The 26716-nt window shown below is 58.9% G+C and carries 18 protein-coding genes, 1 tRNA gene and 1 pseudogene; 10 read left to right on the top strand and 10 right to left on the bottom strand.

Annotation, left to right across the window (positions count from 1 at the left end; translation table 11 throughout):
* Positions 1-53 precede the first annotated feature (53 nt).
* On the bottom strand, positions 54-1148 hold the full coding sequence (locus AAE029_RS13435) for an isocitrate/isopropylmalate dehydrogenase family protein (protein WP_371073350.1): 1095 nt from the start codon (positions 1146-1148) through the stop codon (positions 54-56).
* A gap of 92 nt (positions 1149-1240) precedes the next feature.
* The gene (locus AAE029_RS13430) at positions 1241-2161 is read right to left on the bottom strand and encodes a GntR family transcriptional regulator (RefSeq protein WP_371073349.1); all 921 of its coding nucleotides are present in this window, start codon (positions 2159-2161) and stop codon (positions 1241-1243) included.
* Between the two features lie 198 nt (positions 2162-2359).
* Between AAE029_RS13430 and acnA the strand changes: the two genes are divergently transcribed.
* Positions 2360-4969: an aconitate hydratase AcnA gene (gene acnA, locus AAE029_RS13425; RefSeq protein ID WP_371073348.1), complete on the top strand. Its 2610-nt coding sequence runs from the start codon at positions 2360-2362 to the stop codon at positions 4967-4969.
* A 76-nt stretch (positions 4970-5045) separates the two neighbouring features.
* On the opposite strand, the gene selD is transcribed toward acnA, so the two are convergent.
* On the bottom strand, positions 5046-6107 hold the full coding sequence (gene selD / locus AAE029_RS13420; RefSeq protein WP_371073347.1) for a selenide, water dikinase SelD: 1062 nt from the start codon (positions 6105-6107) through the stop codon (positions 5046-5048).
* A 49-nt stretch (positions 6108-6156) separates the two neighbouring features.
* Positions 6157-7257: a transglutaminase-like domain-containing protein gene (locus AAE029_RS13415; protein ID WP_371073346.1), complete on the bottom strand. Its 1101-nt coding sequence runs from the start codon at positions 7255-7257 to the stop codon at positions 6157-6159.
* Between the two features lie 524 nt (positions 7258-7781).
* Between AAE029_RS13415 and fdnG the strand changes: the two genes are divergently transcribed.
* From fdnG to AAE029_RS13370, 9 genes and pseudogenes are all read left to right on the top strand, one after another.
* Entirely contained in the window at positions 7782-10868 is a 3087-nt protein-coding gene (fdnG, locus tag AAE029_RS13410; RefSeq protein ID WP_371073345.1) for a formate dehydrogenase-N subunit alpha, read from the top strand.
* A gap of 12 nt (positions 10869-10880) precedes the next feature.
* Complete coding sequence (fdxH, locus tag AAE029_RS13405) at positions 10881-11822, top strand: formate dehydrogenase subunit beta (RefSeq protein ID WP_371073344.1); 942 nt, start codon at positions 10881-10883, stop codon at positions 11820-11822.
* Entirely contained in the window at positions 11819-12526 is a 708-nt protein-coding gene (locus tag AAE029_RS13400) for a formate dehydrogenase subunit gamma (protein ID WP_371073343.1), read from the top strand. The genes fdxH and AAE029_RS13400 overlap by 4 nt, the downstream gene beginning before the upstream one ends.
* Positions 12527-12575: 49 nt before the next feature.
* Positions 12576-13493, top strand: a complete 918-nt coding sequence (gene fdhE / locus AAE029_RS13395) for a formate dehydrogenase accessory protein FdhE (protein ID WP_371073342.1) — start codon at positions 12576-12578, stop codon at positions 13491-13493.
* 12 nt (positions 13494-13505) lie between these two features.
* Positions 13506-14927 carry an L-seryl-tRNA(Sec) selenium transferase gene (gene selA, locus AAE029_RS13390; protein WP_371073341.1) on the top strand — a complete coding sequence of 474 codons (1422 nt, stop codon included), beginning with the start codon at positions 13506-13508 and terminating at the stop codon, positions 14925-14927.
* A 49-nt stretch (positions 14928-14976) separates the two neighbouring features.
* Entirely contained in the window at positions 14977-15741 is a 765-nt protein-coding gene (locus AAE029_RS13385; protein ID WP_371073516.1) for a tetratricopeptide repeat protein, read from the top strand.
* A pseudogene (gene selB / locus AAE029_RS13380) lies at positions 15738-17567 on the top strand (selenocysteine-specific translation elongation factor); the annotation flags it as partial. The gene AAE029_RS13385 and the pseudogene selB, both read left to right, overlap by 4 nt.
* 129 nt (positions 17568-17696) lie before the next feature.
* A tRNA-Sec gene (locus AAE029_RS13375) sits at positions 17697-17792 on the top strand.
* A gap of 246 nt (positions 17793-18038) precedes the next feature.
* Positions 18039-18968: an ArsR/SmtB family transcription factor gene (locus AAE029_RS13370; protein WP_371073340.1), complete on the top strand. Its 930-nt coding sequence runs from the start codon at positions 18039-18041 to the stop codon at positions 18966-18968.
* A gap of 54 nt (positions 18969-19022) precedes the next feature.
* Here AAE029_RS13370 and AAE029_RS13365 read toward each other — a convergent pair whose 3' ends face one another.
* The 6 genes from AAE029_RS13365 to AAE029_RS13340 form a co-directional block, all read right to left on the bottom strand.
* Positions 19023-20585: an alpha-N-arabinofuranosidase gene (locus AAE029_RS13365; protein WP_371073339.1), complete on the bottom strand. Its 1563-nt coding sequence runs from the start codon at positions 20583-20585 to the stop codon at positions 19023-19025.
* A 55-nt stretch (positions 20586-20640) separates the two neighbouring features.
* Entirely contained in the window at positions 20641-21540 is a 900-nt protein-coding gene (locus AAE029_RS13360; RefSeq protein ID WP_371073338.1) for an ABC transporter ATP-binding protein, read from the bottom strand.
* Positions 21537-22607 carry an ABC transporter ATP-binding protein gene (locus AAE029_RS13355; protein WP_371073337.1) on the bottom strand — a complete coding sequence of 357 codons (1071 nt, stop codon included), beginning with the start codon at positions 22605-22607 and terminating at the stop codon, positions 21537-21539. The genes AAE029_RS13360 and AAE029_RS13355 overlap by 4 nt, the downstream gene beginning before the upstream one ends.
* Entirely contained in the window at positions 22607-23467 is an 861-nt protein-coding gene (locus AAE029_RS13350; protein WP_371073336.1) for an ABC transporter permease, read from the bottom strand. The genes AAE029_RS13355 and AAE029_RS13350 overlap by 1 nt, the downstream gene beginning before the upstream one ends.
* Positions 23464-24471: an ABC transporter permease gene (locus tag AAE029_RS13345; RefSeq protein ID WP_371073335.1), complete on the bottom strand. Its 1008-nt coding sequence runs from the start codon at positions 24469-24471 to the stop codon at positions 23464-23466. Before AAE029_RS13345 ends, AAE029_RS13350 begins: the two co-directional genes overlap by 4 nt.
* Positions 24472-24552: 81 nt before the next feature.
* Positions 24553-26457, bottom strand: a complete 1905-nt coding sequence (locus AAE029_RS13340; protein WP_371073334.1) for an ABC transporter substrate-binding protein — start codon at positions 26455-26457, stop codon at positions 24553-24555.
* Positions 26458-26716: the final 259 nt, after the last annotated feature.

Here is a 26716-nt window from a genome sequence, read left to right as displayed (position 1 = left end):
CCTCGTATTTCATTGCATCGCAAACTGGTTTTTGCAATATAAAAATGCAAATGTTATGCGTTTGCGGCTTTTTTGGAGCTGCCGTCATTGCGCACAGCCTGAGCGACCAGCGATCCGAAGGCGTCCGTATTGACGTTGCCGCCCAGATCACGTGTGCGAGACGCAGGATTGGCGAGAACCTTATCGACGGCCCGCTCAATCTCTGCACCGGCAGCTTCGAATTGCGGCAGACCCCGTTGCTCTCCGAGCCAGCTCAGCATCATGGCAGCCGACAGGATGAGCGAGGTCGGGTTCGCGATGTTCTGGTTCTGAATGTCGGGTGCCGAGCCATGCTGCGCCTGAGCGCAGACCAGACCAAGCTCGGCGTTGGCATTGATGGAGCCCGCCAGGCCAAGGCTTCCCGAGAGTTCGCTGGCGAGGTCGGAAAGGATGTCAGCGTAGAAATTGGTGGTGACGATCACATCAAAGCGTGAAGGATTGCGAACGAGATGTGCCGCCATCGCATCGATGATGAAATCGTTCAGCGTCACCTCCGGGAATTCGGCGGCAACCTTTCGAACCTGCTGCAGGAAGAGACCGTCAGTGAGAATAAAGTTGTTGGCTTTGTGAACCGCAGTCACGCGCTTGTCGCGCTTCATGGCCAACAGGAATGCCTGGCGCGCAATACGCTCGCAAGCGAAGGCGGTGATCTTGCGGACCGACAGTGCGACATCGGGCGTCGGCATGAATTCACCCGTTCCGGCAAACATATTGCGGTCGGGGTAGAAGCCCTCGGTCGCCTCGCGCATGATGACGAGGTCCATCTTCTTTGCGTCGTTCAGGAAGCTGCGCGAGCGCGCCGGCCGAACGTTTGCATAGAGGTCAAGCTTGACCCTGAAACCTGCTGAAACGTTCACCCCACCCTTATCGCGAGCCGGGTAGTCCATGTGCGACTGGGGTCCGAGAATGATCCCATCGTAGGTGCGGGCCCGCTCGAGTGTCTCATCCCGCAGGGTGGTGCCGTACTTTTCAAGGCTGGCAAACCCCGTCTCCTCGAAGTGATGCTCCAGTCCAAGAGAGAACGCTGCGTCCGCAGCCTTCAGGACCTCCATCGTCGCCGCAGTGATCTCCGGGCCGATCCCGTCACAGGGCGTAACAAAAATTTTCATCAGACAATCTCCCATGAGGCGACGAGCAAGTTCGCCGCGCAATGTCACGGGTGACTATTGGCTTTTTTAATCATAAAATGCAATCGAAAAAATCAGGCTTCGATTTTTTCCTGCGCCTGGTTCGACCAAGACCATGCAATCGGCGACTTCTTCGACAGAGCGCCGCCCAGGTGCCGCCGCATGGCATATGACGCCTCCACGATCTCTCCCCTTTCAAGCAGATCAAGGATTTCGAGATGTTCCTGGCACTGCCTGACGGTTCGGCTGCGATCGACGCGCGAACGATATTCAAGCAGGCGACGCATTCGGTTCACACGGACGAGCGAAAGATGGAAAAATGGATTGTTTGACATCTTGATGAGCTCCTCGTGGAAGAGGGCTCCGTTATGCAGCAAGCGTTCTGCGGGCAGCCGTTCGATATCCGTTTCCAACATTCGACGTTGAATTCGCCGCTGCTCATCGATGATTTTACGGTCAAGCCGAAACTCAGGTTCGAGCATTGCCGCCGGCTCGATGAGCATGCGAAAGCGATAGATCTGCTCGAAAGCCTCGGGAGTCTTGGCCACGGGCAGGAAACGCCATCCGTATCCTTGCTTGCGCTCCGCCCAGCCTTCTCGTGCCGCCCGCATAAGAATGTCGCTCAGCTGCGCCTTGGTAAGATCATAGCGTTCACGCAGCATCTGCTCCGTGACCTCGGCGGAAATCCGGTCGGTCAGCCAGTCTTCAGCGAGCCGCTGGTAGTCATTTGCCACTTCAAACGGCTGCGCCTCGTCGCTGATCGGCTCGGCTATCGAGCCAGCAGTGTCTCTGACAAAGTAACCCCTGTTTTCTTTCTGCTCCAGAACTCCCTGGTCGGCGAGCAGCTGCATCGCCTCGCGAACAGGGGAACGGGACACACCGAAGCGATCAGCCAGGTGCTGTGTTCTGAGATGGTCCCCGATCGCGAGTTCACCGGATGTCACCAACAAGGTGATCTCGTTTGCAATGTTCTGTGCGAGTTGGCTCGAGCGCATGGTTGTCCGCCTTGTTTCGACGCAAAACACGTCGTTGCTTGCAGCAAACTTAGGCGACCTGCGGGCCAATTGGAACACTGGAAGCTCTCATTTTTGCATTATTTCCCGCCAAAAATCCAATTATCGGCGCAGCTTTGATTGACATCTCGCTATTTTTGGCTTTTTAAGAACTTAAATGCAAAAATGGAGCTTCCTTTCATGGCGGAACTGATTGTCCAGACCAGCGCAGGTTACTTGAAAGCGATAGACCTGCATCGGACATTCGGTCCGGATCTTGCACGACTGCCGTGGCTGATGAGGATCTTTCTGGAAAATGCCATCCGCAACAATCCGAAGGGGAGCGACGCCTTTAGAAAGATGTTTGCCCTCTGGCTGCACGATGGGCGGAGCGAGGAGGAGCTATCCTACCATCCCACGCGCGTTCTCATGCATGACACGACCTGCGTACCAGCACTGGTCGATATTGCCGCCATGCGAGATGCCGTTGCCGACGCCGGTGGTGACCCGTCCGCTCTCAATCCTGTTCTTCCGGTTGACGTTTCGATTGATCATAGCGTCGCTGTCGACTGGTACGCCCGCCCCGGTGCCCGCGAATTCAATATGCGCCGAGAACTCGAGCGAAACGAAGAGCGTTATCGCCTGATGAAATGGGCAACGAGTGCCCTGGCTGGAGTCCGGGTGCACCCCCCAGGCACGGGCATCATGCACACCATGAACCTTGAACAGCTCGCAACTGTGATCACGGTTCAAGAACTCAACGGGGAACGTTGGGCTCTGCCGGACACCTTGATTGGAACCGACAGTCACACACCCATGATCAATGGCATCGGCGTGCTGGCCTGGGGTGTGGGCGGATTGGAAGCAGAGAGCGTATTCTTCGGCATGCCGGTCATGCTGCGGCTGCCCGATGTCATTGGAGTGCGACTGCGCGGCACTCTTAAGCCAGGCGTCTTGTCTACTGATCTGGCACTGGAGATCACCCATCTTTTGCGAAAACACCATGCTTCGGGGGAGTTCGTCGAGTTTTTCGGAGATGGGGTCACCGGGCTGTCATGTGGCGACCGCGCCGTGATAGCCAACATGGCACCGGAATACGGTGCCTCCAGCGGCTATTTCCCCATCGATCACCAAACAATCCGCTATCTGCGCGAAACCGGACGTTCAGAGGCGCAATGCGAAATCGTTGAGGCTGTCGCAAAGGCCCAGGGTCTCTGGTTCGATCCTGAAGAGCATCCCCGCTACACGCGTGTCCTGGAACTCGATCTTTCCGAGCTTGCGCCCATCGTGGCGGGTCCGCGACGTCCCCAAGATCGTCTTCCACTTCACAAGGCGAGACACGCCCTGGAAGATGCAAGCGGTCGGCCCCTCCGGGAGACATCGGACAAGATACCGGACGGAGCCATCGCCATTGCGGCGATCACAAGCTGCACCAACACCTCGGATCCCAAGCTGCTGGTTGCCGCCGGACTGGTTGCACGCAAGGCCCGGCAATTTGGTCTTAGACCGCCTCCTTGGGTCAAGACATCGCTGGCGCCAGGCTCTCCTGCGGCCGAGCGCCTCTTGCGCCGCGCCGACCTGCTTGATGATCTTGAAGCTGTCGGATTTGGCATTGTTGGCTTCGGATGCACGACCTGCATTGGCAATTCCGGCCCATTGCATCCCGACATCGAACAGGCCCTGCTCCAGGGTACGATTGCCGCGGCGGTCCTGTCCGGCAACCGCAACTTTCCCGGCCGTGTCCATCCCCGACTTCAAAACGGCTTCCTTGCTTCTCCACCCCTCGTCATCGCATTTGCCCTCTGCGGCCGTGTGGTGCAGGACGTTGCCACCCGGCAACTTGGTACAGCATCCGATGGAACTCCGATCTTCCTGAACGATCTCTGGCCCTCCGAAGACGAGATCACTTCGACACTTCGGGCGAGCGCAAATCCTACCGATTTCGCGGAGGCCTTTGCCGATGCCGAGCTGAGTGAGGCGTGGGCTACCCTGACCGCTCCGCAATCGGTCCTGTTTCCGTGGGAGGAAAAGTCGACATACATTAGACTTCCCCCTTTTGCCTCGCCGGACATGGGAAGCCGCCTGGACGAATACAGTGCCTATCCGTTGATTGTGCTCGGTGACGACATGACCACGGATCACATTTCGCCCGCCGGTCAAATTGATCCTTCCAGCTATGCCGGACGGCACTTGGTCGAGCAGGGTGACTCGCCGGACGATCTCAACGTCTATGCGGCGCGGCGGGGAAACTGGCAGGCAATGGTGCGGGGGCTGTTCGACAACCGCGCCGCTGCAAACCTGCTCCTGAAGCAAACACCCGCTTCGATCACAATCCACGGACCAAGCGGGGAAACCGGGCCGCTGTGGGAAGTCGCTCAAAGATATCAGAATGAAGGCAGATCCGTCGTCATCATCGCGGGGGAACGATATGGCGCAGGCTCTTCCAGAGACTGGGCCGCGAAAGGAGTGGCTCTCCTCGGTGTGCGGGCGCTCCTTGCCCGGAGCTTTGAAAGGATCCACAGATCCAATCTGATAGGCATGGGCGTGTTGCCCATTCTGCTCCCGGACGAGGCCCATCCACAATCGTTGGGAATAACGGCAGACGACAGATTCCAGATTGACGCTTCCAATTTGGCGCCGCGATGCGCTTTGCATGTTACCATCGAAAGTTCATCACGGCAGCGCAGCCTCGTTTGCAAGGCGGCCATCGAAACGGAACTGGAAGTCCAGGTGCTCAAGGCCGGAGGAATGATTCCGCTTATCATCTCCAGATCGATCCTTTCGCAGCCAACAGCCTCCCGTACGGAATAGGTCTTCCTTTGACAATCTATGGGCGAAAAACGCACAATCTAAGCGTCTCCCGCGCAAACCGATCTCAGCTTTTGGATCAGGCAGCCACCCGCAATCCGGGACTGCCGTCCTCAACCTCACCGATAATCCGCGCTGACGGATAGCCTGCCGCGACAATTCGTTCGAGCACGTTCGTTGCCCGAGCGGGATCGCATGAGACGAGAAGGCCCCCGGAGGTTTGCGGATCGGTGAGGATGTGACGCCACCATATCGGGAGGTCGTCGGGCAGGGTAACGTTCATACCGTAACTTGCCCAGTTTCGATGGGATGCGCCGGTCACGAAACCCTGTTGCGCGAGTTCGGCGCATTGCGCAAGAAGCGCAGGACCGCCGCTTCTGAGAGATATCCGCATGCCTGATCCTTGAGCCATTTCCAAGGCGTGACCGAGAATTCCAAATCCTGTGACATCTGTCATGGCATGCACGTCCGCATCCTTTGCGAGTTCGGTTCCGATACGGTTGAGAAGGGTGGTCGAGGCGATTAGTTCTGCATAGGCCGCCGAAGGCAGGGCATCTTTTTTGATGGCGGAAGAATAGATCCCCACGCCCAGTGCCTTCGTCAGGATCAGCGCATCGCCGGCTCTTGCGCCACTGTTGCGTCTCACGTTCGAGACCGGACAGGTGCCGATGACTGCCAGACCATAGATCGGCTCGGGCGAGTCGATCGAGTGTCCGCCTGCGACAGGGATACACGCTTCTGCGCAGATGGAGCTGCCGCCCTTCAATATCTCCCGCACCATTTCGATCGGCATCTTGTCGATCGGCATGCCGAGAACAGCGAGTGCCATGATCGGTTTGCCACCCATCGCATAAACATCGGATATGGCGTTGGTCGCGGCGATCCGACCGAAATCGAACGGATCATCGACCATCGGCATGAAGAAATCGGTGGTGGCGATCACGCAGGTTTCGCCATCGAGCTGCCAGACGGCGGCATCGTCGCCTGTTTCCGTCCCAACGAGCAGCCGGGCGAAGGGGCCGGGTACGTGTTGATCGGCGAGCAACTGCTGCAGGACTGATGGCGCCAGCTTGCAGCCGCAGCCGCCGCCATGGGCAAGCGTCGTCAGACGGACGGGTGATGTTACAGTCGGATTATCCATGGCGGGGCACCTCACAAGGTCGCAGATCGGCCGCTCGAAACGCTATCGGTCAGGCCGCAATTTCACGGGATCGGATCGTATATCTGAATGCATCTGGATCGAGGCAATCGAGCCTTGCCGAAGCGACTTCCGCTTGCGGATACATCAGGAAACCAATCTCGCTTCCGTCGGAGGCGGGCAATACCACGTCGCGGAGATCGTTATAGGCGATCCAATTGCCTTCCCAGGCACCGAACAGGGTATTGCGGGCCGCAACCACCTTCGGGTTGTCGGAGGGGAACCCGCCTTCCGCCTCTTCGAGCATGACCTTCCGGACGTCGGCGGGATCGATCGGTATCCAGCCTAAGCTGGAAAGATAAATCTCGGCTCGGCAGTGCTGTGCCGTGGTGACGATTTCGTTCTTTGCTCCCAGGCTCTTGTAGCCAAATTTTGATGGAGTGACCCGCAAGCCGTAAAGATCGCGCGCAGGCAGTCCTGCGGCGCGGGCAAGTCCCACATAAAGTGGATTGATGTCGGCGCATTTGCCGCCAAGATCCCCGCTCTTCAGCATGGCCACGACGTCGCCGGAACCGCAGCCGCGGGTTGCGGCCCTGCGGTAGGTGTTCGCAACCACCCAATCGTAAATCAGCCTCGCTTTCTCGATCTCGTCGGTCGCAGAGCCGACGATCATGTCTGCGGTTTCCTTTACTATGCCGTCGACGGGCACGCGTTTCGTTCCGGCCAGATAGCGGGCGCGTTCGACAGGGGTAAGCGGCTCGGCATTGGCAGGCTGCGACGGATCGACGGCGCGGTCGCGCGTAGCGACATGGCTGATGATCTCGATCACAGGTGCCGCTTTGCCTTCCTCCCATTCGGCAAACAGCATGTCGCCATCATACCCTTGATCTCGGATGATCCTGGCGCTCGATGCGTTGGTCGTCCACGTGCTTTTTCCCGGTCGGTTCCAATCGGCGGCGTGAAAAGCGGGCAGCGGAATCCATGCGCGCGCGCCACCATCCGTGCGCGAAAGCTCGATACGAGTTATGACCTCGAAGGTTCGCCATGCGGCGGGTTTCGGCGCAAACTCGGTGTCCGCGAAGGTCAGTCTTGGCATTGCAGCCGCTGCGGATAGCGCGGCGCCCATCTTCAGAAGTTCACGGCGATTTAGCATGAATTCCTCCCGATTTGATCGATGATACTGGCGGCGTAGGCAGACAACTCATTTTCCGTCGGAGCTCTCCGAAGGGCGTGGGCCGATATTCCACTTCCGCACGAGCGGCGGTTGGGCGTTTTGTCCTGAGCGAGAGATTTTTGAAAGTTACGGAAAACCGGACGCGCACGATCTGCAAGGCCCGGCCGTTCCGGCGCGGTCTTGATGCGGCAGCCCTGTGTGCAATGCCCCGAAACTCGGGAGCGGCGAGCAAACCCATGCTTTCATTATCATCGGTTCAGGGCCGAACGTCAAACTTCCAATGGCGACGAATAGCGAGGCCGATACTGCCGTGCGAAGTTCGAGTTCATCTACTGAAGTTTATCGTTACATTCATAACTTTGCGCTTCCGATTGATTTGACAATGAAATGCAGTGGGTTCACACTGCGATACCGTACGTCAATTGACGACTTTTCGTCGTCCAGAGGTTGGGGGTCCCGGCACTCCCTGTCGCCAAAGCCGGGTTTGAGGGAGGTGTCATGCTATGAACATGGAACTCTCGCGGCGCCAATTCCTAGGGGTTGCCGGTGCCGGTATAGCGGGAACCGCGCTTGGAGCTTTCGGCTTTGGTGAAATCGAAGCGGCACATGCCGCAGCGATCCGGCCCTTCAAGCTTGTAAATACAACCGAGACGCGGAATACCTGTCCGTACTGTTCCGTCGCCTGTGGCATCATCATGTATTCGAAGGGTGATCTGAAGAAGGGCGAAAAGGCCGAGATCATCCATATCGAAGGTGATACCGACCATCCGACAAACCGCGGCACGCTCTGTCCGAAGGGCGCGGCGCTCTTGAACTTCGTAAAGTCCGAGACCCGGCTGAAATATCCGATGCTCCGCAAACCGGGATCGGACAAGTTCGAGCGCATTTCCTGGCAAGACGCACTCGACCGCGTCGCCCGCCTGATGAAGGACGATCGCGACGCCAATTTCGTTCAAAAGAACAAGGACGGCGTAACCGTAAATCGCTGGATCACGACCGGCGTTCTCGCGGCTTCCGCAACGACCAACGAAACGGCATGGGAGACCTACAAGGTCGTACGCAGCACCGGCATGCTGGTGTTCGACAACCAGGCGCGTGTCTGACACGGCCCCACGGTGGCCAGTTTGGCTCCAACTTTCGGCCGCGGCGCAATGACCAATTCCTGGACGGATATCAGGAATACCGATCTAGTTATCATTATGGGCGGCAACGCCGCTGAAGCGCATCCTTGCGGCTTCAAGTGGGTCACCGAAGCAAAGGCCAATCGCGGTGCACGGCTGATTGTCGTCGATCCGCGTTTCACGCGCTCGGCGTCGGTTGCAGACCTTTATGCGCCGATCCGTCAGGGCACAGATATCGCCTTCCTCCTCGGCGCGATCAATTACTGCATCCAGAACAACAAGGTGCAGTGGGACTACGTCAAGTCGTTCACCAATGCCAGCTTCATCGTCAAGGACGGTTTCGAATACAAGGACGGGCTCTTTACCGGCTATGACGAGGCAAAGCGCGACTATGACAAGTCGACCTGGGATTATGTCGTCGGCGCCGACGGTTATGCCGTCGTGGACGATACGCTGGCCAATCCGCGTTGCGTATGGAACCTGTTGAAGACGCATGTCGCCGTCTTCACGCCGGAGATGGTCGAGCGCATCTGCGGCACGCCAAAGGACAAGTTCCTGAAGGTGGCCGAGATGATCTCGGAATGCTCGTCCCCGACCAAGGTGATGACGTCGATGTATGCGCTTGGCTGGACGCAGCATTCGAAGGGTTCGCAGAACATCCGCGCCATGGCGATGCTGCAGTTGATCCTCGGCAATATCGGCATGCGTGGCGGCGGCATGAACGCGCTTCGCGGCCATTCCAATATCCAGGGGCTTACCGATGTCGGACTGATGTCGAACCTGCTGCCCGGTTACCTGACGCTGCCGACCGATAAGGAGATCGATCTAGACACCTACATGTCGACGCGCGGATACAAGCCGCTTCGGCCCAACCAGACGAGCTATTGGCAGAACTACAGGAAGTTCTTCGTCAGCTTCCAGAAAGCGATGTGGGGCTCGGCGGCGACGCCGGAAAACCATTTCGCCTATGACTGGCTGCCCAAGCTGGACGTTCCTGGCTACGATGTCCTGCGCGCCTTCGACCTCATGAACCAGGGCAAGATGACGGGCTACATCTGCCAGGGCTTCAACCCTCTGCTCGCGGTTCCCAACCGGCAGAAGCTGACAGCCTCGCTGTCGAAGCTCAAATTCCTCGTCACGATGGATCCGCTGGACACGGAAACCTCGCGCTTCTGGGAGAACCACGGCGAATTCAACGATGTCGATCCGTCGCAGATCCAGACGGAGGTCATCCAACTTCCCTCAACATGCTTTGCTGAAGACGAGGGCTCGTTGACGAACTCCGGCCGCTGGCTGCAGTGGCATTGGCCGGGCGGCACACCCCCGGGCGAGGCAAAGACTGACAACTGGATCATGGCGCAGATCTTCACTCGCTTGAGGGATCTCTATCGCAAGGAAGGCGGGGCCTTCCCGGATCCGATCGTCAATCTGGATTGGAACTATGCCGATCCCGGCGAACCGACGGCGGAAGAGCTTGCCAAGGAGATCAACGGACGGGCGCTCACCACGGTCTATGATCCCGCAGATCCGACGAAGGTGGTAACCGAAGCCGGCAAGCTGGTGCCGAATTTCTCAGCGCTGCGCGACGACGGTTCGACCTCTTCGGCGTGCTGGATCTATTCCGGCTGCTTCAACGAAGACGGCAACAACATGGCCCGGCGCGACACGTCGGATCCGGACGAGACCGGCGTCTATCCCAAATGGACGTTCTCCTGGCCTCTCAACCGCCGCATCCTCTATAACAGGGCTTCGGCGGATCTGAACGGCAAGCCCTGGGATCCGAGTCGCAAGGTGATCGAATGGGACGGTGCGAAGTGGTCCGGCTACGACGTTCCTGATATCGCGCCGACAGCCAAACCCGGTGAAGTCGGGCCGTTCATCATGAATGCCGAAGGCGTCTCGCGTCTTTTCACCCGGGCAATGATGCGTGATGGACCGTTCCCGGCCCACTACGAGCCGTTCGAATCGCCGCTTGCCAATCTCATAGCCCCGGCGGTGCGCGGCAATCCGGCGGCGCGCGTCTTCAAGGACGACTTCGCGCAGTTCGCCGAGCCTGCCTCGGCGGAATTCCCCTATGCGGCGACATCCTATCGCCTCACAGAGCATTTCCATTACTGGACGAAGCATGTCTGGGTGAATGCCGTGCTGCAGCCGGAATTCTTCGTGGAAATTTCCGAAGAGCTGGCGGCGGAGAAAGGGATCACCAAAGGCGGCTGGGTGCGCGTCTGGTCGAAGCGCGGGTCGATCAAGGCAAAGGCGGTTGTCACCAAGCGGATCAAACCTCTGATGTGCGACGGCAAGCCCGTTCACGTCGTGGGCATACCGCTGCACTGGGGCTTTACCGGAGCGGCCAGAAAGGGCTTCGGCCCGAATTCGCTCACGCCCTTCGTCGGTGACGCCAACATAGAGACGCCCGAATACAAGGCGTTTCTGGTCAACATAGAGCCCATCGCCGGGCCGGTGGCATAGGAGACGGCAGACATGTTTCCTCCTGTTCCAAATCCAGTGACCGCTCCTGCAAGTCCGAAGTTCGGTGAGCATGATCTGATAAGGCGATCGGCATCGAACGTGACGCCTCCCGCTGAGCGGCAGACTGAGGTGGCGAAGCTGATCGACGTTTCCAAATGCATCGGCTGCAAAGCCTGTCAGTCCGCTTGCATCGAGTGGAATGACACGCATCCGGAGATGGAAATCAACAGGGGCGTGCTCGATAACCCACACGACCTGACACCGGACATGTTCACGCTGATGCGCTTTACCGAATGGGAGAACCCGGAGACGAACAATCTCGAGTGGCTCATCCGCAAAGACGGCTGCATGCATTGCGCGGATCCCGGCTGTCTCAAAGCCTGTCCGGCACCCGGCGCGATTGTGCAATATTCGAACGGTATCGTGGATTTCGTCCACGAGAACTGCATCGGCTGCGGTTATTGCATCAAGGGATGCCCGTTCAATATTCCGCGGATCTCCCAGGTCGATCATACGGCTTATAAATGCACGCTCTGTTCCGACCGCATTGCTGTCGGCCAGGGGCCCGCCTGTGCCAAGGCCTGTCCGACGCAGGCAATCGTCTTCGGCACCAAGGAGGAGATGAAGCAGCATGCGGAAGGCAGGGTCACCGATCTGAAATCCCGGGGCTTTCAGAATGCGGGGCTTTATGATCCGCCGGGCGTCGGCGGCACGCATGTGATGTATGTGCTGCACCATGCCGACAAGCCGGAGATCTATGCCGGCCTGCCCAATAATCCGAGGATCAGCCCGATTGTCGAGGCCTGGAAGGGCGTCACGAAATATGCCGGCCTCGCCGTCATGGGCGTGGCGGCCGCAACCGGTCTCCTGCACTATCTCGTCAACGGACCCAACCGGGTTTCTGCGGAGGACGAAGAGGCGGCGGAGAAACTGACGGGAGATCGTTCCCCATGAGCTCGGACGAAAATTATGATGTAGCAAGGGGTGATGATGTCCACCCAGGCAAGCCTGTCACCGTCGATCGCTATAGCGGAGGAGCAAGGATCAACCACTGGATCACGGCGATAAGCCTCGTGCTTCTGGCGCTCTCCGGCTTGGCCCTGTTCCATCCGCGCCTCTTCTTCCTGAGCGGCCTCTTTGGCGGTGGCCCTTTGACGCGCATCATTCATCCATGGATCGGTGTCGTTCTCTTCTTCAGCTTCTTTGGTCTGTTCCTGCGCTTCTGGAAGCTCAATCTCTGGAAAAGGGAGGATAGTTCCTGGCTCGCACACGGCCGCGATGTCCTGGCCGGTCACGAGGAGCGGGTGCCTGAGGTCGGCAAATACAATGCCGGACAGAAATGCGTATTCTGGTCGATGTCGATCCTCATCATCGTGCTGATCGCGAGCGGGCTGGTGATCTGGGACCAGTATTTCTTCGCCTATACCACGATCGAGCAGAAGCGGTGGGCCGTGTTGACGCATTCGATCGCGGCTGTCGTGATCATCAATGTCTGGATCATTCACGTCTATTCAGCCATCTGGGTACGGGGTACGATACGGGCTATGATACGCGGCTCGGTGACGGGCGGTTGGGCGTGGCGGCATCATCGCAAATGGCTGCGCGAACTGGTCACGAGATCGTCGGTGAAGAAGTCTAAGGAGACGCCCGCGGAGTGACGGGCTCGGATCTGCATCACGTGGCCCGTCGGGTTCGTGAGGGAGTGTTATGGGACGCAAGAGCGAGGTCGCGCCGGATCCAACCGCCATCGGAGATGTTTCTTCGCCACCCTTTGCGCGTGTTCCTGATCCGGTTTCGCTTTTTTCCGCAAGATCGGTCCGTTTTCGCCAATTGGCCGGGGTCAGCGATCTCGCGCCTTATCTGAATTTCCTCGCGGGGCTTTCTCAAGTGCAGCACGACGTCCAAGCGGATCTGCCGGATCCGAAAGCCTTCGATTCTGCCGCAATGAAGCGTGCGCGAGAGTTCGAAATGCCGCCCCTGGATCGAGATGGGTTAGGTCAGGATGAAACGATCGCCGGCATATTCGATCGGTTCTTTGCCGCCGCAGGCGCGATAGAAATGCCGGACGCGGCAACGGCGGCGCTCGCGCGTGTGGCGCAATCCGATTTCGCAAAACGCATCGCCATGGGAGGAACCATCTTCACCAGTGCCCTGCCGGCAGATGCGATCGCCGAACATGTGTTTGTGTGGGCGGCGCTCCAGGTGCATTTTGCCCGGCTCGCGTCGGTTCTCGACCCGAAGATGCTGGCACCGGTGGCGGACGGCCTCTGTCCCGCCTGCGGCGCGAGACCGGTATCGTCCATGGTGGTCGGATGGCCTGGCTCGCATGGTGCAAGATTTTGCGCGTGCTCGCTTTGCAGCACGCTCTGGCACTATGTCCGGGTCAAATGCGTGCTTTGCGGCTCCACCAAGGGGATAGCCTATCAGGAGATAGAAGGGCAGGGTGGGACCGTCAAAGCCGAAACCTGCGACGAATGCGGTGGCTGGTCGAAGATCTTCTATCAGAACAAGGCGCCGGAGACCGATCCTGTCGCCGACGATGTGGCAAGCCTGGGCCTCGATCTGCTGATGCGCGAAGGCCCGTATCACCGGGGCGGGTTCGCTCCGCTCATGGCCGGCTTTTGAGGAGGAGAAAAGTTGGACGCCAGCGCCAGATTGCGGGATATCCCATCGGTTGACCAGGTCCTGAAGACCGCAGCCGCCGCTGGGGCGATCGAATGTTTCGGCCGGTCGGCGGTCACGAACGCGATCCGCGCCATCCTTTCCGAAGCCCGGGACAAAGTGCGGCAAGGCCAAGACATACCCTCCCGCGACGAGGTCGCGACGGCAGCGCTTTCGAGGCTGGATGCCGCCGACCGCTCGACGCTGCGCCCGGTGTTCAACCTGACCGGGACGGTGCTTCACACCAACCTTGGCAGGGCCATGCTTGCGGAAGCGGCGATCGATGCCGCGACAACGGCGATGCGCGAGGCCGTTGCGCTTGAGTTCGACCTCGAGAACGGCAAACGTGGCGAACGGGACGATCATCTGCGCGCTCTTATTTGCGAATTGACAGGGGCAGAGGATGCGACCGTCGTCAATAATAATGCCGCGTCCGTCCTGCTGGTGTTGAACAGCCTTGCGGCTGGCCGGGAGGCGATCGTCTCGCGGGGCGAACTGATCGAGATCGGCGGTGCGTTCCGCATGCCTGATATCATGCAACGCTCCGGCGTCCGTCTCGTCGAAGTCGGCACCACGAACCGAACCCACGCCAGGGACTACAGGGATGCCATTGGCCCAGACACGGGCGTGATACTGAAGGTCCATACATCCAACTACCGGATCGAGGGCTTTACGAAGGAAGTGGGGGCACGCGAATTGTCGGCGATCGCCCACGACAAGGGTGTGCCGCTCGTGAACGATCTCGGTTCCGGGACCCTGATCGACCTTGTCCGCTTCGGGCTCGCGCACGAACCGACCGTCCGCGAAGCGATTGATGAGGGTGCCGACATCGTCACCTTTTCCGGCGACAAGCTGCTTGGCGGACCACAGGCAGGCTTCATCGTCGGGCGCCGTACCTTCATCGAAACGATCAACAAGAACCCAATGAAGCGTGCCCTCAGAGTCGATAAGATGAGGCTTGCTGCTCTTGAAGCGACGCTGAAGCTTTACCGTGATCCGGACCGTCTGATCGAACGCCTTCCGACGCTGCGGCTGCTTACCCGTTCTCAGATTGACGTCGATGCGCAGGCGAGACGGTTGTTACCGGTCGTGGAGCGCGCATTGAACGGTGTCTTCCATGTTTCTGTCATCGGATGCGAAAGCCAGATCGGCTCCGGCGCGCTGCCGCTCTCCACGATTTCGAGCATCGGGCTCGCACTGGCGCCAATTGACGGTGGCGGGCGACTGCTTGGCGATCTGGCAGCGGCGTTCAGGCGGCTCCCGATGCCAGTTATTGGTCGTGTCGAACGCGGCTCTCTGGTGCTGGATTTGCGCTGTCTCGAAGATGAGGAAGGGTTCGTGGTCAACTTCATGAGCCTTGATATGGCGATGGCAGGAGGTCCTGATGAATCTTCTTAGCCGTTTCCTGCCAAAACCAGCCGACAATCTCTCTCGCTCCGAAGCGCGGATGACGACCGCGCTTGCCGCAGCGGAGCGGGGCGACTACGCGACGGCGCTTGCCATCTGGGAGCCTCTCGCACGGGCAGGGAATGCGCGGGCTCAAAACAATATCGGCGCATGCTTTGCCGGCGGACTGGGTGTTGCCCGGAATGCGAGGCTTGCCTGTCGCTGGCTGACATTGTCAGCCGAGGCCGGCGACCGGGTCGGGCAACGCAACCTTGCCTCCCTCCTGTTCAAGGGGGAGGGTATGGAGCCGGACTACGAACGGGCAGCAGCGCTCTACCGGGCAGCGGCCGAACAGGGCGATGGCGAAGCTCAGGATATGCTGAGCTGGATGCTGCTTGAGGGCGACGTCATCGAGCCCGATTTTGCAGAGGCTCACCGATGGGCGCTTGCTGCTGCAAAAAATGGCTTTGCCGCCGCAATGACGCGGTTGGGGATGCTTTATCACAATGCCATCGGCGTGCCGCGCGATCCCGTCGAGGCGGTTTGCTGGTGGCAGCGCGGTGCAATGGCCGGCGATGCCGACGGACAGGCGATGTTCGGAGCGGCCTGTCATTTGGGAAGCGGTATCGCTCGCGACTCCGTCGAGGCCTTCGCCTGGCTGCTCCGGGCGCGTGAAGGTGGCAGTGCGCTTGCGGCACCCTTCTTCGACGCTGTACGTGCGGCGCTCGATGCGGATGAACTGGCGCTGGCCGAACGCCGCGCGAAAATGCCGTTGTCGGAAATGGCGGTTCCTGCCCATGACGCCGGTAAAGGGGCCAGCTCATGATCATCGGCACCGCGGGCCATATCGATCATGGCAAGACCTCCCTTGTTCAGGCGCTGACTGGTGTCGATACGGACCGGCTGAAGGAGGAAAAGGATCGCGGCATTTCGATCGATCTGGGCTTTGCCTATATGCCGGTAGATGGGGCGGAGACGGTTGGCTTTGTCGATGTACCCGGGCACGAGAAATTCATCCATACAATGCTTGCCGGTGCCAGCGGCGTCGATTTCGTCCTGCTGGTGGTGGCGGCCGATGACGGGGTCATGCCGCAGACACGCGAACATCTCGCCATCGTGGATCTTCTCGGTGTCGAGCATGGCATTGTCGCTCTGACCAAAGCCGATCTCGTGCAGAAAGATCGCTTTGCCGAGATTGAAGCCATAGTCCGGAAGGAAGTCGCCGGCTCCGCACTTGGCACTGCTCCCATGATAGCGGTTTCGACGGTTTCAGGCCGGGGTATCGCGGCGTTGCGAAACGAGATCGTCGAAGCGGCCCGCCGATTTACGCGGCGGCAGACGACAGGGCGTTTTCGTCTGACTGTTGATCGTTCCTTCACGATTCAAGGGGCGGGCACGATCGTCACCGGAACTGTCCTTTCGGGCGCGGTATCGGTCGAGGATCATGTGATCGTCAGTCCTTCTGGCCTTACCGCGCGCATTCGCTCGATCCATGCGCAGAACAGGCCGAGCGAAAACGGGCGCGCGGGCGATCGCTGCGCTCTCAACCTCGTCGGCCAGGGCATAACGAAAGCGGTGCTCAATCGCGGCGATGTCGTGTGCGACCAGAGCCTGCATGCTCCGACAGGCCGGATAGACGCGACGTTGCGTGTACTCGGTTCCGAGCCGAAGCCGATCGGCCATTGGTTCCCCGTGCGGCTTCACCACGCATCGGCGGAGGTCGGTGCCCGTATCGTCCTGTTGGCCGAGCAGCCCTTAGCCCCTGGCGCAGGCGGCCTGGTGCAGCTTGTCCTCGACCGGCCGATCGCAGCGGCTGTCGGCGATCGTTACGTTGTTCGCGATACCTCGGCTCGGCGTACGATCGGCGGCGGCCGGTTTCTGGATTTGCGTGCTCCGGCCCGCAAGCGGCGCACGCCGGAGCGGATGGCGCAGCTCGATGCATATTCTTTGGTTGATCCGGACCGCGTATTCGAGGCGCTCCTTGCGGTGCACCCGTTCTATATCGACATTGCCGCCTTCGCCCGCGACCGGGCACTCTCGATAGCGTACGCCAGCGCCTTGGTTGAAACGCTCGATGTGAAGCAATTGTCTGTGGATGGCACCGTGCTGGCGATGTTGTCGGAACGATGGAAGACATTCTGCGGCAGCCTTCTGAAGCGCCTCCAGAGCTTCCATGCGGACAACCCGGATCTGCCGGGGATGGGCATCGAATTGCTCCGGACGCAGCTCGATCTGCGTCTGCCGGTACCGGCGTTTCTCGCAGCTCTGAAGGATCTTGCGCGCGAAGGAGGCGTTGTTCTGGACGGAGCCTGGGTCAGGCTCGCCGGTCATCAGGTGACGATGACCGTGGCCGACGAGCGGCTCTGGAACGACATTGCGCGGCTGCTCGGCGGCGGCGAGCGGTTTCGCCCGCCGCGCGTCCGCGATATTGCCACATTGCTGGCAGTTCCGGAGCAGCAGGTGCGCCGGCTGCTGAAGCTCGGCAGCCGCATGGGGAAAGTGCACGAGGTTGCGCACGATCATTTCTTTTTGCGCGAGACAGTCGGGGAGATGGTCGCAATTATCGCCGAGATCAGCGCAGCGGACGATAAAGGGTGGTTCACGGCCATGCAGTTTCGCGATCGCGTCGAAAACGGCCGCAAGGTGGCGATCCAGATCCTCGATTTTTTCGATCGCCATCGCGTCACGTCGCGTCGCGGCGATTTGCGCCGCGTCGATCGCAGCCGTCTGGACCTCTTTGGCAATATAACGAATAGTATTTCCGGTGAAGATGTTGTTTCTGGAGGAGATGCGTCCCCGGTGGGGCGTCCGGACTTCAAATCCGGGAGGGGCCGAGAGACGGCCTTTGGTGGGTTCGACCCCCACTCTCTTCCGCCATCGCCCGTTTCGACCGATTTCAAAAGCTAACGCTGTACGGTCACCTGCTGGGATAGTCATTGCCCGTAGGCGACATTCATCGCGTTGACAGATTGCTTTGAGCCGCTCGATCATCAACTCGCGTAGTGAGAAATGCCGGCGATCGGGAAAAGCGGCTGCGTCGCCAATTATGTCCAGCGTCTTTACCTCTTCATTATATCAGATTTCCTGATACAAAGAGCTTTCGGGGCAATACGAATCGACGAAATGAAGCCTAATTTTCTCACAGTTACTTCAGAGACCGGTCCTGAGGTTATCAGGGGACTGGCTTCACCCGTCCGCCTGGACATCCTGCAACTGCTGCATGACAGAGGGAAGCTGAATGTCAATGAAATCAGTCTTGCTTTGTCTTTGCCGCAGTCGACGATTGCAACGAATATCCAGATCATGGAACAGGCCGGTCTGATAGAAACCCAGTCCATCAAAGGGCGGAAAGGTCATCAGAAGATCTGCACTGCGAAATACGAGGAGATCATTTTCCGGTTCCAGGCAGAGTCGCAGAAGCGCAAAAAAAACGAGGTCGAAGTCGCCATGCCGCTCGGTCTTTTCACGGGCTGCGAGGTGAATGCACCCTGCGGGCTTTGCTCGACCGAAGGCGTGATAGGATTGCTGGATGTCCCTGACTTCTTCCTGGACCCGGGCAGGGTGCAGGCCGGCCTTCTATGGTTTGGCCGAGGTCACGTCGAATACAAGTTTCCCAACAACGCAAAGCTCCTGAATTCCCGCGTCGAAATGGTGGAATTTTCGATGGAGTTATCGTCCGAAGTTCCCGGTACGAATCTCAACTGGCCCTCGGATATTACCCTCTGGCTCAACGACCATCGTATCGGCACCTGGACGTCACCGGGCGACTACGGCGACAAGCGGGGCGTTTTCACCCCCGCCTGGTGGAAGCTCGAAGGGTCGCAATACGGCAAACTCAAGACATGGCGCGTCACTAAGACCGGATCCTACATCGATGGAGTCCATATTTCGGACGTGACGGTCAGCGATATAGGCTTGTCCGAACATCACTCGATCCGCATGAAGATCGGCATCGAGCCGCACGCACGCCATCCGGGCGGAGTCAACATTTTTGGCCGCGGTTTTGGAAACTACGACCAGGATATCGTGATGCGCCTCTACCTCGAGCACTAGCTCCTCTGAGAAGCCCTTCTGCGTTCAAGTGAATTCACTTGAACGCAGAATGTTTTAGTGCGTGCCTGAGGTAGAAGATTTGAGGCGGACGACGGTCCATGAAGCCGGCGATACCGTGACCCGCAGATCTCCGTCGGCAACCTCAATGGCGTCAAAATTGACCGGTTTGACCTCGTTCGGATTATCCCTTGTATTGACCGCAAGCAGATCTGCATGACGCAGTTCGTGTGCGGCTTGCCTTGTCAGCGTTCCGAAACCCGTCGCTTCGAGGTCGATCGTGATCTTTTCCGATAAATGGCGGTTCAGGATGAACAGGGTCACTGTTCCATCGCTCTCGGAATGAACGGCGGAGAATTTCAAATATGGAACGTCGTCGATCGTGTCATAGAGCTCTTCGGTATGAGTTGGGTCGTAGTATCGGGTTCCGTATGTGGGCGATTCCACGTGGGCGTTCAGGACGCGGCCTCTGCCGAGATTGCTGAAATCGGCAAACGGCCAGAAGATCGTCTGCCGCCAGGCGGGGCCGCCGGTTTCGGTCATGATTGGTGCGATGGCGTTGACCAATTGTGCGAGGCAGCCCGCTTTCACCCGATCGGCGTGGTTGAGTAGCGAGATGCAGGCGCCGCCGAAGACGAGGGCGTCCTGCATATTATACTGTTCCTCGAGAATGGCGGGCGCGACCGGCCAGCCGCCTTGCACGCGGCTCTTTTCGCCGCGACGCGTGCGATACCAGACGTTCCATTCGTCGAAACTCAGCATGATCCGCTTCTGCGATCTGCGGCGCGCCGCGACCGCGTCCGCGATTGCGACGACCTCCTCGATGAAGCTGTCCATCAGGTCCGGGCTGGCGAGGAAGGAAGGCGTGTCGTCGGCATAGTTGTTGAAATAGGTGTGCAGCGAAATGAACTCGACGTGGTCGAAGGTGTGCTCGAGGACGACCCGCTCCCATTCGCCGAAGGTTGCCATTTTGCGCCCGGACGAGCCGCAGGCGGCCAGTTCGATGGTCGGGTCAGTGAGTTTCATCAGTTTGGCCGCTTCGACGGCGATGCGGCCATATTCCTCCGCGGTCTTTGCTCCCATCTGCCAGGCGCCGTCCATCTCATTGCCCAGGCACCAGAATTTCACGCTATGGGGCTTTTCCCAACCATGCTTGCGCCGCAGGTCGGAGAGTAGCGTTCCCGAGGGATGGTTGCAGTATTCCAGATAGTGACGCGCCTCGTCAGGTCCACGAGTGCCGAGATTGACCGCCAGCATCGGCTCGATATCCGCCAGACGGCACCAGTCCAGAAATTCATTCGTGCCGAACTGGTTCGTCTCGACGGATTTCCAGGCAAGGTCCAGGCGGCGGGGCCGTTTTTCGACCGGACCTACGCCGTCTTCCCAATTGTATCCGGAAACGAAATTGCCACCCGGATAGCGCATGATCGTCGGCGCAAGTTCGCGCACGAGGTCGAGGACATCTCTGCGGAAACCTTTTTCGTCAGCGTTGGGATGCCCGGGCTCGAAGATGCCGCCATAGACACAGCGGCCGAGATGCTCCACGAAGGCGCCGAACAGGCGCCTGTCGGTCTCTCCGATGATGAAGTCTCTGTCGAAACGCACTTTAGCTGTAAGCATGAGACGATACCGATCTTGGGTTGGACGATTGGGAGTTGATTACGATGTCGCCCGCTCATTCGAGGCGGACGGGATCTAGTGGGGCGTGACCCTGCGGTGGGGCTTCTCGCGCTTGCCGTGTTGCAACACTGGAGCCGGTGAGCACGCCCTTGCCCAAAGGGTCGGGCGAGAGCACTGAATTTTTCAGCAATTGCGAATAGGCATGCGTGGGGTTGTCGAGCACCTTGCGGGCCGGACCGCTTTCGACCATCTGACCCTTCTGCATGATCGCGATGCTGTCGCTGATGGAGTAGGCGGTCGCGAGATCGTGCGTGATGTAGATGATCGATACCTTGAGTTCATCGCGCAGGGTTTTGAACAGGTTGACGATGGACATGCGAAGCGAGGCGTCCACCATCGATACCGGCTCGTCGGCTATGATGAGCGAAGGTCCGGAGATCAATGCTCGCGCGATGGCCACGCGCTGAAGCTGGCCGCCGGACAGTTCATGCGGGAAACGGCCCCGTACTTCCGCCATGGACAGGCCGACCTTCTGCAAAGCGGTGTCTGCGGCTTGTTCCATATCGGATTGCGTTTTCGCGCCCGTAAAGCTCCGTGCTGTCATCAGGAGATAACGCTCGACCTGTCTGAGCGGATTGAAGGCTTCGAATGGGTTTTGAAAGATCGGCTGCACTTCCTTCATGAAGGCCAGCCGCGCTGTACGATTGCGGATAGCCGAAATGTCCTGCCCCTTGAAGCGGATTTCGCCCACGGTCGGCGCGGTCATCCTCAGCACCATGCGTGCGAGCGTCGTCTTGCCGCTGCCGGATTCGCCGATGATCGTGAGGACTTCGGGCCGTTCACCCGCGAGACTGAAGCTGACGTCGTTCACGGCTCGAAATACCTTGCGCCCGAAAATACCGCCGCGCGCATAGGTCTTGCTGACGTGGCTGACATTCAGAAGCATCTGGCTCATGGCGTCGCCTCCGACGTTACGGGCAGGTTTGTTTGCTCGCTGACCGATGACTGCGCGTCGAAGCTCGGGCTGGCGGCAAAACAGGCAACGCGGTGATCAGGCGCCAGCGTTGCCAGCGGTGGGTTCTCGCGACGGCATATATCCATCGCCAGAGGGCATCGAGGGTGGAAGCGGCATCCTGTCGGCGGCGCGGCCAGATTCGGCGGCGAGCCGGGTAGTGCTTCGCGCGTGTTGACCTCGCCGATGCGCGGCAGGCTGGCGATCAGATGAGCGGTATAGGGATGCATCGGATTTGCAAAAACGTCTGCTGTCCGACCCTCTTCAACGAGGCGCCCTGCATACATGATGCCAAGACGGTCGGCGATGTTTGCGTGCACCGTCAGGTCATGCGTCACGAAAACCATCGATGATCCGAATTCGCGCTGTGTCTCCCTGATCATCGCGAGCACGTCCTTCTGCACGACCACATCGAGCGCCGTCGTCGGTTCGTCCGCGATGATGAATTCGGGCCGACAGACTGTCGCGAGCGCGATGCAGACGCGCTGGCGCATGCCGCCTGACAGCTCATGCGGGTAGGCGCGCAGAATATCGGCGGGCAGGCGCAATCGTTCCAGATGCGCTCTTACAGCCTCGATGAATGCCGGCTTTGTCAGGCCCATATGGCGAAATGCGAAGTCCTCAAAGGAGCGCTCAATCCGTCTGACCGGATTCAACACGTTCATCGAGCCTTGCATGATGTAAGACAGATGTCGCCACCGAATGGAGTCCCGTTCCTGCGGCTTGAGCTCGTACAAATCCCGGTCGAGGAATGCATATCTGACCGAGCCGCCGACGATATCGAGGGGAGGTCTGATTGCACCGGCAATCGTCCTGATCAAGCTGGTCTTGCCGCAGCTCGATTCGCCTGCGAGCCCGTAGATCTCGTTGCGCCGCACATGCATCGTCACGGAGTCGACGGCACGCACCTCCCGGTCGATACCGAAATAGCTCATCCGGTAATAGGCGCGCAGATCCTGTGTCCACAGGACCGCATTCTCCGGTTGGTTGGCTGGCTGTCCGGCGGCCATCAGGATTTCCCCATCCGGCTCAGTCGGCTGCGGGGATCGATGTATTCGTTCATCGAGATCGACAGGAGAAACAGACCGATAAAGGTCAGCGTCACGAAAGCGGTCGGAAAGAAGTACCACCACCAGACACCCGAGACCATCGCACTGTGCTGGTTCGCCCAGAAGATCATGCCGCCGATCGTCGGTGTCTCGACATCGGTGAAACCAAGAACGGCGAGCGTGATCTCGAGGCCGATCGACCAGTTCATGTTGTTCATGAACGTCGAGAAAACGATCGGCAGGACGTAAGGCAGATGCTCTTCCGTCACGATCCGGCGCATCGACATCCCGGAGAAGATACTCGTGTTGGTAAACTCCCGGGTCCTCAGGCTGATCATCATCGAGCGGATGAGCCTGGCATCGTATGACCAACCCAAGCCGGACATGACCAGGGCAAGAGTGAACCACGTCATGTCATCCCGCAGGACGAAGTAGAGGAGCACCAGCAAGGGAAAGAGCGGGATGACGATGAAGGTGTCGTTTATCGACATCAGGACGCGGTCGACTATCCCGCCGACATAACCCGAGACCAGGCCGATGATGAGCGACAGGATGCGGCTGATCAAGGCAACGACGAAGCCGAAGGTCAGCGTATTTCTGAGCGCGAACGTCAGCTGCCAGAAGACGTCCTGTCCACGCGAATTCGTGCCGAATGTAAACTCCAGCGAGGGCGGCATGTCCATGGCGACGACATAGGAATCAATCGGTTGATAAGGCGAGAAGAAGGACGCAAGCGAGATCGCAACGATGACCGCCATGATGATGGCGCCGACTGCGAATTCGCCGTTATAGCGGAAGAGATCTCGAACGATGCTGATCATTGCTGCACCTGCACGCGCGGATCGATCAGCGGGTAGAAAATGTCGATCAGGAACACCGCCGCGGAGACTGAGATAATCGAAATCGAGGCTATGCCGAGCACGAGTGAATAGTCGGCGGCGTGCACCGCATCGACGAGCAACCGGCCAATTCCCGGATAGCCGAACACCTGCTCGGTAATGACGGCGCCGTTGAAGATTGCGCCGATGGACATGGCAAGACCGGTGATCTGCGGCATGAACGCGTTGCGCATGATATAGGACCGGAGGACGCGTCTGCGGGGAACCCCCGCCAGTTCCGCGTAGACCACGTAATCATCGGTGATGATATTGGATACCAGCGCCCGCATGCCCATGAACCAGCCGCCGATGCCGACCAGCATGAGCGATAGCGACGGGAGAATCGAATGCAGCAGAACGCTTCCAATGAATGTCGGCGTCCATCCCGGCTGGAGGTTCATCTCGTAACCACCGGAGCTTGGCAGCAACGGCAACACGAACGTGAACGCGATCAGCAACACGAAGGCGACGATGTAATAGGGGACCGGATGTACGCCCATCGTAATGACGCCAATGATCCTCAGTAGCCGGTTGCGGTGGTAGTAGCCGGCAAGGCCGCCGAGAAGATTGCCGAGCAGCCAGCTCAGAAGCGTCGAAACCGTCAGAAGGCCGATCGTCCAGGGCAGGGCATTTCCGATCAGAACTGTGACCGGGGTCGGAAAAGCCGACAGTGATGGGCCAAAATCGAGAAGGGCCAGCCGTTTCCAGAATATGAGATATTGCGTCCATAACCCGTCGCCCGTTCCGTAAAGCTCACGCAGAGACTGACGAAGAAGCTCAATCGATTCCGGGCTCGAAAATCCGAAGGAACTCACCTGCGCCACCGCATGTTCGACCGGATCAACCGGCGTCAGATGCGTGATGAAGAATGTCAGGCTGATGCCGATGAAGACCACCAGCGCGAACTGCAAGAAGCGCTTGCCGACGTGGAGAGCGTATGATCGCATATGTCACCCAACTTCGACTTGACGATATCGCGCTGGGGAGGATGGATTCTTCCTCCCCAGCGCGGCGGACACAGCCTTGGGCTATTGGGTCGATTTCGCAGGCTTCAGCTTCACCATCATATATTTGGTGTTGGCCCAATTCGGCACCGGATCCGTGTAAGGCGCATCGGCGGCGTTGGGATACCCGGTCCAGTACGTCGTATCCATCACGGTGAACACGTTGTAGGACATCAACGGAATGGTCGGCATCTCTTCCGCGGCGAGCTTCAGATAGTCCAGGCCAAGTTCGATGCCGCGTGGATCATCGAAGTCGATCGTCCTGATTTCTTCGATGATTTTGTCGAGACGTGGTTCTGACCAGCGTTGCCAGTTGCGTGGCGGCTGCACCTTTCCGATTTCGGCCACGAATTGTGAATGCCAGCTGTCCAAGAAGAACGACAGGTCGGGATGACCGCCCCAGGTCTCGACGCTCCAGCCGATGAAGGTATCGAAATCTCCCACGCCGCGGCGGTCTATCAGCGTTCCTTGGGCAACATCGATATTGGCATCGATACCGAACTGGCGCCACTGCTGAACGATGATGGAACCGGCACGCGTCATCACCGGCCTCAGGTCGCCTTCAACCATGACTTTGACGGAGAACGGCTTGCCGTCCGGCTGATGCCATTTGCCGCCCTGCTTGGTGAAGCCGGCCTTCTCAAGCAATTCCGTCGCAGCCTCCCGGTCGGGTTTCCACCACCCGCGGCCGATCGCGGTCGCAATCTCTTCCGGGCTTGAGGGGATCTGATCCTTCATCGATGGTCGAAGCATGTCTGCAATCTGCTTGCCGATGGTCGGATCGTAAGGCTTGATCTTGCGCTTGCCGGTATCGACTTCGAAGCTCGCGAGCCAGCTCTCCATCGGATCGAAATAATATTTCGGATACAATCCAGTCGGAGGTACGCCCAAGGCGGAAATCGTCGCAGCGCCGCGATAGGACGCCATGCTGACCGCCTTGATGTCGATGAGGAGCGCCAAGGCCCAGCGAACGTCCTTGTTTTGGAATTTCTCGAGGCGGTGGTTGAAAATGACTGCCGGCAGCGTCGGATCGGGATGCGCGTAGGGAAAGCCCTTGAACCAGCTTGTCGAAGAGGGCGATTCCTTGGCGAGCGTGAACATACCTTCCGGCGACGTGTCGTGAATGACATCGAGCCGGTGGTTGCGCTGCTCGATCACGCGCTTTTCCGGAGGACCTGGATCGGTATAGGCGAGATATTTCGGGCCTGGTTCGCCGAAACGAGCCACCGTCGTTCGTTGCCAGTCGTCACGCTTCTGCCAGATGAACCATTTGCCGCCCTGGTCGTAATTCTTCAGCGTGTAGGCGCCAAGCGACACCGGCGGGTTGAAGTCGTATTTCAAGACGTCGTCGACCTTCTCGAACACGTGCTTCGGCATCATCCACATCGCGTTCCATCGCACGGTAAACAGCGCGTGGAAGCGTGAATTCGGTTTTTTTAACTTGAAAAGAACTTCCGTGGGGCTCTTCTTCTCTATGGAGGCGACGTTGACCTGTATCGGCGCGCTCCATCGCAGCCCATTTGTCTTGAGATGGGTCTCCACCGTGAAGACGACATCATCGGCAGTAAACTCCACGCCGTCGCTCCAGAAGATCCCCGGGCGAAGCTTCACCGTCATCTCGGTGAAATCGGTGTTGTAGATCGGCTTTTCCGACGCGAGCGAATTATCCCAGACGCCATCAATCCCGTGGTCGGCATCGATATACCAGAATGTGTCCATCGCATTCTGATGGAGACCGGTCGATTGGCCACCGGCATTGATCGCCCAGATGTTGAACCATCCGGCATTCTTGATCGTGCCTTCAGGATTCTCAAGGATGAGAAGCTGCTCGCGGGGCACATCTGATGTTGGAGTTGAGGTTTGTGCAAAAGACGGCCTGCTCGCAAGAAACGTACCGGCGAGCAGAATGAATGTTCTCCTCGATAACATGCCGTATCCTCCCAGTGTTCAGCCGATCTCCCCATCGGCTGCAACGCAGGTGATAATTGGCCACGTCCCCTTGGATGTCAACGAAAAATTCGGAATATATCATAATCTTTGATACAGTCGTTCCGAGGCGAAGAGATGGCTGTACCGATGACATCATCCGCCATGTCGGCGTCGCGTCGCAATGGAAGCGCGTCGCAAAGCCGTGAATCAAATGCGCATGCTCGGCCGCTGGGTGCGGATGATCACCTCGAGCTGACAA

This window comes from Sinorhizobium sp. CB7, from assembly GCF_041357635.1.
In the GTDB taxonomy this organism is placed as follows: Bacteria; Pseudomonadota; Alphaproteobacteria; order Rhizobiales; family Rhizobiaceae; genus Rhizobium.
The sequence above is the reverse complement of the archived record's forward strand: the minus strand, read 5'-3'. Positions and strand labels throughout refer to the sequence as shown.

Coding starts and splice junctions, on each gene's coding strand:
- AAE029_RS13400 (WP_371073343.1), top strand. CDS start 11,819: ATGAGCTCGGACGAAAATTATGATGTAGCAAGGGGTGATGATGTCCAC.
- AAE029_RS13435 (WP_371073350.1), bottom strand. CDS start 1,148: ATGAAAATTTTTGTTACGCCCTGTGACGGGATCGGCCCGGAGATCACT.
- AAE029_RS13365 (WP_371073339.1), bottom strand. CDS start 20,585: ATGCTTACAGCTAAAGTGCGTTTCGACAGAGACTTCATCATCGGAGAG.
- AAE029_RS13350 (WP_371073336.1), bottom strand. CDS start 23,467: ATGATCAGCATCGTTCGAGATCTCTTCCGCTATAACGGCGAATTCGCA.
- AAE029_RS13415 (WP_371073346.1), bottom strand. CDS start 7,257: ATGCTAAATCGCCGTGAACTTCTGAAGATGGGCGCCGCGCTATCCGCA.
- AAE029_RS13430 (WP_371073349.1), bottom strand. CDS start 2,161: ATGCGCTCGAGCCAACTCGCACAGAACATTGCAAACGAGATCACCTTG.
- acnA (WP_371073348.1), top strand. CDS start 2,360: ATGGCGGAACTGATTGTCCAGACCAGCGCAGGTTACTTGAAAGCGATA.
- fdxH (WP_371073344.1), top strand. CDS start 10,881: ATGTTTCCTCCTGTTCCAAATCCAGTGACCGCTCCTGCAAGTCCGAAG.
- AAE029_RS13360 (WP_371073338.1), bottom strand. CDS start 21,540: ATGAGCCAGATGCTTCTGAATGTCAGCCACGTCAGCAAGACCTATGCG.
- AAE029_RS13370 (WP_371073340.1), top strand. CDS start 18,039: ATGAAGCCTAATTTTCTCACAGTTACTTCAGAGACCGGTCCTGAGGTT.
- AAE029_RS13355 (WP_371073337.1), bottom strand. CDS start 22,607: ATGGCCGCCGGACAGCCAGCCAACCAACCGGAGAATGCGGTCCTGTGG.
- fdhE (WP_371073342.1), top strand. CDS start 12,576: ATGGGACGCAAGAGCGAGGTCGCGCCGGATCCAACCGCCATCGGAGAT.
- selD (WP_371073347.1), bottom strand. CDS start 6,107: ATGGATAATCCGACTGTAACATCACCCGTCCGTCTGACGACGCTTGCC.
- AAE029_RS13345 (WP_371073335.1), bottom strand. CDS start 24,471: ATGCGATCATACGCTCTCCACGTCGGCAAGCGCTTCTTGCAGTTCGCG.
- AAE029_RS13340 (WP_371073334.1), bottom strand. CDS start 26,457: ATGTTATCGAGGAGAACATTCATTCTGCTCGCCGGTACGTTTCTTGCG.
- AAE029_RS13385 (WP_371073516.1), top strand. CDS start 14,977: ATGACGACCGCGCTTGCCGCAGCGGAGCGGGGCGACTACGCGACGGCG.